Here is a 6,362-nt window from a genome sequence, read left to right as displayed (position 1 = left end):
TATATTAAGGTACCGGGAATGCCGGATGGGATTCATCTGACGGCTGAACAGCATCGAATTTTAGGTATGGCTGTGGCCGCCAAGATCAAGAGTATGGATTTACATTAAAATAAGAGTCGGTGAAACGAAAAAGTCAGGCTTCGGCCTGACTTTTTTTTGTTTTTATATTTTTAAAAAGGGTTTTTCATATTTACAGCGAAATTATGTATCGAATAACGAAAATTAACTTTAATAGTTTGGTTTGTTCCAAAGGAGTGAATTGATTATGAATAACCTTAGTCTTACTCAAAAACTGATGGTGGGCTTCGGCGTGCTGCTGATTATAATAATTGGCTTTGGTTTTTACAGCCATAATGCCGCCTACAAACAGAATGACGCGGCCCAAAATATGGAAGATTGGATGTCAACTGCCCTGATGGTTCAGGCGATTTCCAATGATATGGATGATGTTAACCGACTGGTTCATTTAAGTGCCGGTGCGGCAGCTGGTTCCAAGGAATTGGCGGCCATTCAGGCGGACCTTAACACCTCAAAGGATAAGGTGATGAAGGGGTTCCAGGACTACGAAGCTTCTATTTATGAAAGTACCTATGATACTGAGGAAGAGCGGCAGTCTGATTTGTCTATGGTCAAGGACGAGATGGACCTGTGGAATGAGTATTTGGCTGTAGCGGAATCGCTGGGCCGACGGGTGTCGGCTGGTGACGGCGAAAAGGCCATGGGAGAGCTTCAGGGAAGTTTGGATAAAGCTCATGAAGCGGCTCAGGAGGCTATTCAGGAGGATGTTAAGGCCTGCGACGAAGGAACTAAGAAGGCTATTGGACTGGCCAATGAAACCTTTGAGTCAGTGGCCCTGATGTCTACGGTGATTACCATTGTAGCAGCGTTGTTCTGCATTGGTACAATGGTATTATTAAATCGCAGTATCAAGTCGTCGGTGAATGAGCTGATACGGGTGGCTACTTCGGTATCCAATGGTGATTTGCGTAATAAGGCTATTATTGATGGTAATGATGAATTTACTGCTATTAGTGATAAATTTAATCATATGATTGACAGTGTTCGGGCGATGTGCCAGAACATTCAAAACACGGCGGTGAAGGTAGCGGCTGCGTCGGAGGAATTGACGGCCAGTGCCCATCAGTCATCGGAGGCAACTCAGGCTGTGGCCCAGTCTGTTACTGAGGTGGCAGCATCGGCTGCCATGCAAACCCAGGAGTTGGGCAAAGCCGAGAATGAGGCACATAATGTATTAAAGGGTATGCAGGAAATGGCTGAGGCAGTGGAGGAATCCATGAAGTCCGTTGAGGAAGCCGTAGCCAAGGCCCAGGAAGGTAATGAACTGGCGGCCGAAACTGTACGGGAAATGAATGGGGTAACCGATACCGTGCTGGAATCCACCGAGCGGGTTTCCCAACTGGGTGAACGGTCCAAGGAAATTGGCCAGATTGTATCAGTTATTTCCGGTATAGCCGGGCAGACCAATCTGTTAGCCTTGAATGCGGCTATTGAGGCAGCTCGGGCCGGTGAACAGGGCCGTGGCTTTGCGGTAGTAGCCGAGGAAATCAGAAAACTGGCTGAGGAATCCCAGACGGCAGCCCAGCAGATTAGCGATTTGATTGGTAGCATCCAGTCGGAAACCAACGATGCCGTAGTTTCCATGAACAAGGGCGCCAAGGCAGCTGAGGCCGGCAAAGATAATTTGGCAGTTACCGGGGATGCCTTTAATCAAATTCTGGAGCGCATCAATTATGTTCGGGAGAAATCGGCGGTTATCAGTGATACAGTGAATGATTTGATGGTTCCGATTGATAATCTGGCCAATAATATCAGTAATGTGGCTGAGCAGGCCGGCAAGGTCAATGATGAGTCTCAGTCCGTATCAGCGGCCTCTGAGCAACAGGCAGCCGGTATTGATGAGATTGCCTCCAGTAGCCGAATGCTGGCAGAATATGCCAAGGATTTGGAAGATACTTCCATGAAGTTTAAATTGTAAGGATATGCTCTTACGGCATATAGGACCTCATCCGTTAGCTGTGCTACCCCGACGGAGCTTTGCTCCTAGTGCCTGTAGGTGCTTCCCCATAGGGGAAGGCAAGAAAAGCCCTCCCCTATGGGGAGGGTGCCCGAAGGGCGGGTGAGGTATAACCCGAAGGGAATAAAAGTTTTTGGATGAGGTATAACCCGAAGGGGAAATATGTTTACTGGTAGTGAATAGTCCACAAAGAATAGAAGAATGTACTCAAAATAAAGTATATAATTCATAAAGATGGCTGTGTTTTGCGAAAAATATGGCCATTTTTATTGGAAAAATGTAAACTATGTTGTATAATATGTGTTTAGTGGGGGCATTAGCCCTATCCTACAGTACAAGGGGAGGAAATTCCATGCAAATGAATGGTGCCCAGGCCTTACTGGAAAGCCTGAAAATAGAAAATGTGGAGTTGGTATTTGGTTATCCCGGCGGCGCAGTGCTGGATCTGTACGATGCAGTGTACAAGTCTAAATTTCCGCATATTTTAACCAGACATGAACAAGGGGCAGTGCATGCAGCCGACGGTTATGCCCGGGCTACCGGCAAGGTGGGGGTGTGCTTTGCTACCTCCGGCCCGGGAGCTACCAATCTTATTACCGGCATCGCTACGGCCAATATGGACTCGATACCGTTGGTGTGCTTTACCGGTCAGGTGACTAATCCCCTAATTGGCAAGGATTCCTTTCAGGAGGCCGATATTGTAGGGATTACTACCCCTATAACCAAGCATAATTATTTGGTAAAAAAAGTAGACGAGCTACCCCGGGTTATTAAGGAAGCCTTTTTCATTGCCCGGACTGGTCGTCCAGGTCCGGTGGTGATTGATATTGCCAAGGATGTGTTTACCGCTATGCTGGACTTTGATTATCCAAAAGAGGTACAGCTACGGGGCTACAGGGGAGATTTCACCGGCAATGTCCAACAGGTGGATGATGTGGTGGAGGCCTTGACCAAATCCAAGCGTCCGCTGTTCTTTATCGGTGGTGGTGTGACACTGTCCAACCAGACAGCTTTGATTCGTGATATTGTGAACTGCACCGGGATACCGGTGGTGAGCTCCTTGATGGGCTTGGGCTGTGTTCCGGCTAAGGACATTGGTTTCCTTGGTATGGTGGGAATGCACGGTACTTATGCGGCTAATATGGCGGTGCAGAAGTGTGATTTGCTTATCGGTATTGGGGTGCGGTTTGATGACCGGGTAACCGGCAAGGTAGATGCCTTTGCCCCGAAAGCGAAGATTGTTCATTTTGAGGTGGACAAGGCGGAAATAAACAAGAATATTTTTGCTGATTATCCGGTTATTGGAGATTTGCGCTGGTCCTTGCCTATTTTCAAGGAAAAGCTGCAAGCGGCGCCGGTGGATTACAAAAAGCGGTTTGAAGACTGGCAGGTCCAGGTGGTGGATATGAATGAGAGAAATCCACTTTGCTATAAGACCAATGCTCAATATATTATGCCTCAGCAGCTGATTGATACGGTCAGTGAACTGGTGGATGATAATACTATTGTAGTAACGGATGTGGGGCAGCATCAGATGTGGGCCGCCCAGTATTTTAACAGCCGCAATCCAAGGCAGTTTCTGACCTCTGGCGGTTTGGGAACCATGGGGTATGGCCTGCCGGCAGCCCTGGGGGCCAAATTGGGGCAGCCGCAAAAAAAGGTCGTGCTGTTTACCGGTGATGGATCTATTATGATGAATTGCCAGGAGATGGCTACAGCGGCTGATAATGATATTGATGTCAAGGTGGTATTGCTGCACAATCATGTGTTGGGAATGGTATCCCAGTGGCAGCGCATGTTCTACGGGAAACGGTATTCCCAGACCCTGCTGTCCGGCAAAACGGACTTTGTGAAGCTGGCAGAGGCCATGGGAATGAAGGCCTGTCGGATTGAAAAGCCAGTCGAATTGCACAGTGCTCTGCAGGAAGCCTTGAATGCTGAGGGTCCAATGCTAATCGATGTTATGCTGCCGGGCAACGAGGATGTGCTGCCAATGGTGGCACCGGGAGCGCAGCTGGACAATATGGTACTGGGAGGTGTTGAGGAATGAAAAAATACATATTGGCTGTATTGGTAGACAACAAGCCCGGTGTTTTAACCCATGTATCCGGTCTGATAAGCCGGCGTGCCTTCAATATCGAAAGTATTTCGGCTGGTTATACCGAGGATACGGATATTACCCGGATAAATATTGAGGTATCGGTAGAGGACGATCGGGAGCTGGAGCAGGTAGTAAATCAGCTGGGTAAGCTGATTGATGTTATAAAGATTGTTAATCTTGGCCTGGTGGATTCCATCGTGCGGGAGCTGGTACTGCTCAAGGTACGGGCCACCAAGGAGTCTTTGGCGGATATCCGTAATATTGTGGATATTTTCCGGGGCAAGATAGTGGATGTGAGTCCGGAAAATGTGGTGATTGAGCTTACCGGTTCCCAGGGGAAAATTGATGCAATCTGTGAGATGCTGGCTGAGTTCCAGATTATTGAGATTGCCCGGACAGGGGCCATTGCCCTTAGCCGTGGCCCGATACCGGTAAAAAATATGTAGGGGAATTGCGTGTATGAAGATATCGGTTATACAACTACCTGTTTTTATGGGAAATCGCCAGCACAACCTGCAGCAAATGGAGAATATGCTGGCCAAGGCAGTGACTTCTAAACCGGATGTGGTGGTATTGCCGGAGTTGTGGAATACCGGGTTTTACCCGAAACCAATCAAAAAGTTTGCTGATTTAGATGGAGATGGCATAAAAAAAACCATGTCAAGCTTGGCAGCTAAGTACATGGTGAACATTGTGGCTGGCTCCGTGCCGGTGAACCGTAACGGAGATGTATATAATACCAGCTATATTTTTAACCGGTCCGGAGAACTGACAGCGGCCTATGATAAGGTTCATTTATTTTCGCCGGCTGGTGAGAATAGGGACTTTACGGCAGGGAATAAAATTACTGTGTTTACACTGGATGGGGTAAAATGTGGTATGGCCATCTGTTATGATGTGCGGTTTCCGGAATACATTCGGAAAATCGCCCTGGAAGGCATCAATGTATTATTTTTGCCAGCAGCCTGGCCCATCGAACGGGTTATGCACTGGGATACCCTGACCCGGGCCCGGGCTATTGAAAATCAGCTGTTTGTGGTGGCGGCCAATGGCATATCTGATCCGGATGAGGGGGATTTCCATCTAGGCGGGCACTCGGCTATAATTGACCCGTGGGGGGAAATATTGGCGCAGGGGTCCAGCGATAATCTGGCCGGGGAAATAATTGAGGCGAAGCTGCGATTGGGTATACAGGCTCAGATACGGGCAACCATCGATGTGTTTCAGGACAGAAAAAAAGAGTTGTATTAAATAAAATATGGGCTGGGACGATGAATCCCAGCCCATTATTTTTATTTGTAGTTGGTTGGCAATACCTGGAAATGAGCTTTTGGATGAGCACAAACCGGACATTCCTCCGGAGCTTCCTCACCGGTGCATACATAACCGCAATTGGAGCACTGCCAGATAACTTTTTCGCTCTTTTTGAATACCTTGTCCTGTTCCACATTCAGCAGAAGGATTTTGTAACGCTCTTCGTGTTCCTTCTCGATAGCTGCTACGGCCTCAAAGAGCTGGGCAATATGATCAAAGCCCTCTTCCCGGGCTACCTTGGCGAATTCAGGGTACATGGAAGTCCACTCCTCATGCTCGCCGGCAGCGGCTGCCTTGAGGTTTTCCGCGGTGGAAGCAATCTTGCCACCATTTACCAGCTTGAACCAAATCTTGGCATGCTCTTTCTCATTTTTTGAAGTCTCCGTAAAGATGTTCTGAATCTGTACAAAGCCGTCCTTCTTGGCCTGAGAAGCAAAATACTGATATTTGGTATGTGCCTGCGACTCACCGGCAAAGGCTGCCCATAAATTCTGTTCGGTTTTACTGCCCTTTAATTCCATAAAAATAACCCCCTCAAAAATACACACAACAAAATGGGTTTCGATGGGTCAAGTATAGCATTTTTTATAGGAAAAAGGAAGATAGGAAGTTTTGAATCTCCTGTCTGTCAACCTAGTTGCCAGAAGGGGGCAAAAACCAAATGAGATAAGGTATATTGCTTGACTTATTGTTTGGGGATAGTAAAATTATCTTAGGTGATATAATGGAAAAGTTAGTTTTTGCGGTGGGGGATATTGCCCGCATGAAAAAAAATCATCCCTGTGGCAGTAATGAATGGGAGATTACCCGAACTGGCATGGATATTGGTTTGAAATGCCAAGGCTGCGGGCATTTTGTCATGATGCCCCGGGTGAAATTTCAGCGAATGGTACGGGAAATTAAGGCTAATTA

6 protein-coding genes are annotated in these 6,362 nt (G+C 47.5%); 5 read left to right on the top strand and 1 reads right to left on the bottom strand.

The genetic code is table 11. The features are described 5' to 3' along the window. The first annotated feature begins 265 nt into the window (after positions 1-265). From QZV24_RS09795 to QZV24_RS09780, 4 genes are all read left to right on the top strand, one after another. Positions 266-1,996 (top strand): methyl-accepting chemotaxis protein, encoded by a 1,731-nt coding sequence (locus QZV24_RS09795; RefSeq protein WP_294523357.1) that lies wholly within the window; start codon positions 266-268, stop codon positions 1,994-1,996. A gap of 391 nt (positions 1,997-2,387) precedes the next feature. Next, positions 2,388-4,085 (top strand): biosynthetic-type acetolactate synthase large subunit, encoded by a 1,698-nt coding sequence (ilvB, locus tag QZV24_RS09790; protein WP_294523355.1) that lies wholly within the window; start codon positions 2,388-2,390, stop codon positions 4,083-4,085. Further along, on the top strand, positions 4,082-4,582 hold the full coding sequence (gene ilvN, locus QZV24_RS09785; RefSeq protein ID WP_294523353.1) for an acetolactate synthase small subunit: 501 nt from the start codon (positions 4,082-4,084) through the stop codon (positions 4,580-4,582). Before ilvB ends, ilvN begins: the two co-directional genes overlap by 4 nt. A 13-nt stretch (positions 4,583-4,595) precedes the next feature. Beyond that, a complete protein-coding gene (locus tag QZV24_RS09780) occupies positions 4,596-5,387 on the top strand; it encodes a carbon-nitrogen family hydrolase (RefSeq protein ID WP_294523351.1) in 792 nt (263 codons plus the stop codon). Positions 5,388-5,428: 41 nt separating this feature from the next. Here QZV24_RS09780 and rbr read toward each other — a convergent pair whose 3' ends face one another. After that, positions 5,429-5,971, bottom strand: coding sequence for a rubrerythrin (gene rbr / locus QZV24_RS09775; protein ID WP_290656378.1), 543 nt, complete (start codon positions 5,969-5,971; stop codon positions 5,429-5,431). A 203-nt stretch (positions 5,972-6,174) separates the two neighbouring features. Between rbr and QZV24_RS09770 the strand changes: the two genes are divergently transcribed. After that, a partial coding sequence (locus tag QZV24_RS09770; protein WP_294523349.1) for a DUF951 domain-containing protein occupies positions 6,175-6,362 on the top strand: 188 nt, incomplete at its 3' end.

Origin of the sequence: uncultured Anaerovibrio sp. (assembly GCA_902786545.1) — a bacterium.
Classification (GTDB): Bacteria; Bacillota; Negativicutes; order Selenomonadales; family Selenomonadaceae; genus Anaerovibrio.
The sequence above is the reverse complement of the archived record's forward strand: the minus strand, read 5'-3'. Positions and strand labels throughout refer to the sequence as shown.

What these genes read in the sequence shown, in the direction of transcription:
- QZV24_RS09780 (WP_294523351.1), top strand. Translation starts at nt 4,596, where the DNA reads ATGAAGATATCGGTTATACAACTACCTGTTTTTATGGGAAATCGCCAG.
- ilvB (WP_294523355.1), top strand. Translation starts at nt 2,388, where the DNA reads ATGCAAATGAATGGTGCCCAGGCCTTACTGGAAAGCCTGAAAATAGAA.
- ilvN (WP_294523353.1), top strand. Translation starts at nt 4,082, where the DNA reads ATGAAAAAATACATATTGGCTGTATTGGTAGACAACAAGCCCGGTGTT.
- QZV24_RS09795 (WP_294523357.1), top strand. Translation starts at nt 266, where the DNA reads ATGAATAACCTTAGTCTTACTCAAAAACTGATGGTGGGCTTCGGCGTG.
- rbr (WP_290656378.1), bottom strand. Translation starts at nt 5,971, where the DNA reads ATGGAATTAAAGGGCAGTAAAACCGAACAGAATTTATGGGCAGCCTTT.